At 36.9% G+C, this 1,500-nt stretch carries 2 protein-coding genes and 1 pseudogene; 1 reads left to right on the top strand and 2 read right to left on the bottom strand.

The features are described 5' to 3' along the window. Positions 1–236: pseudogene (locus U736_RS0108670) on the bottom strand (hypothetical protein); the annotation flags it as partial. A 165-nt stretch (positions 237–401) separates the two neighbouring features. Beyond that, positions 402–1,052, bottom strand: a complete 651-nt coding sequence (locus U736_RS0108665) for a LexA family transcriptional regulator (RefSeq protein WP_004854224.1) — start codon at positions 1,050–1,052, stop codon at positions 402–404. Between the two features lie 50 nt (positions 1,053–1,102). On the opposite strand from U736_RS0108665, the gene U736_RS0108660 reads away from it, so the two are divergent. Then, entirely contained in the window at positions 1,103–1,420 is a 318-nt protein-coding gene (locus U736_RS0108660; protein WP_026500682.1) for a helix-turn-helix domain-containing protein, read from the top strand. Positions 1,421–1,500 lie beyond the last annotated feature (80 nt).

Genomic DNA, 1,500 nt, shown 5'->3' with positions numbered 1-1,500 from the left:
TCCTCATGGAGATGTTCGATATTTTCTTTTACATATGCTTCTGCAATTTCTTCAGAGATATCTTCACAATTATTCTCAGAAGGATTTATACGAAAGATTTGGATTGCATCATCTGCCTCGTCAATAATTTTTAGAACTTGGCTTGCATCAAGTGGTCCAGACTCTGCAATGTGTTGATCTTTATCGTAGGCAACTAATAAAATTTCATTGGAATTTATAAGAATTGGCTTATCCATAATTTTTCCTCCCTAACGCCTCTTGGCGATTGTTTGTGCGTGGTTTATGAATACCAATGTAGCGATTTTGAAAACAAAGTCAACAAAAAATGTAGCGATTTTGAAAATTTTTTTTAAAAGTAATAAACTAAAGGCTTGCTTGAAGAGAAGTATAAAAATATTAATTCATATTCTGGCTGGCTTAATCCAGTCGATAGGTGCGCACCATTCTAATTCTACATCTACGATATCAGCATATTTTCCATTTATACTGGATAAAACCCATTTCCCTTTTTCTTTCCCGAGACGTAATACTTTGATGTAAACTTTTCCACATTTAGTTTTTATGATGGCGCGGTTGTTAATAAGATCCTCTGGTGGCAAATGATAGGAATAAAAAAGAAGGCTTCCTTCTTCAATGGCTGGAAACATAGAATCACCTACCACGCGAACAGCAACAGTTCCTTTAGGAGCAGATGGCGGGGCTTCTACTTCTTCTAGACAACCAGAATCTATTGCGATTATTTCTCCTCCGGCTCCTACAGATCCAATCAAAGGAACTAAGTGATTAGTAGGAATAGAAGCACCTGTAAGCTTTGATATTTCTAATAATTCTCGAGCAGAAATATCTCTTGTTCCTTTTAGCATTTTATTGACGGCAGCACGATCTATCGAGCGACCTAAAGAAGCGGTTAGCTGTCTTGAAAGCTCTGATTGGCTTAATCCAGCTTCAGATAAGGCATTTTGCAACCATTGTGAGATACTTATTGTCATATCTTTATTGTAGGTACGTTGTATACAATCGTCATTTTCTAATTTAGCAACATGTGGTTTCATTATTAATTTTCCTTCTTGACATTGTTTTTATAATCGCTACATAATGTGCTATGAAACAATTTTCGGAAATAATAAATCTATTAGGTGGGGTTCGTAGGGTATCTCAGTTGCTTGGGGTGCATAGAACACGCGTATATGTCTGGCTCCGTCCTATATCAAAAGGTGGGACTGGTGGGAGAATTCCAACAAAACATATCCCAATTCTTTTGAATGAAGCCAACAGAATTGGAGCACCGATTAAGGCAGAAGACTTTTTCTCGTTTTTTTATAGGACGCAATCATGTGATTCTAAATTATCTTCACAGTCTGCTTTTATTGCTGCTCCTACAAATAATGATGAACATCAACAGCACCATTCACACTCTTAAACAGGCATTAAATAAAGAGATCAAATAAATAGATTACGCGCCACCATGCGCACGCATAAATACGCAACAGCCTTAAGGGG

The organism is Bartonella grahamii ATCC 700132 (assembly GCF_000518085.1).
Classification (GTDB): Bacteria; Pseudomonadota; Alphaproteobacteria; order Rhizobiales; family Rhizobiaceae; genus Bartonella; species Bartonella grahamii.
The sequence above is the reverse complement of the archived record's forward strand: the minus strand, read 5'-3'. Positions and strand labels throughout refer to the sequence as shown.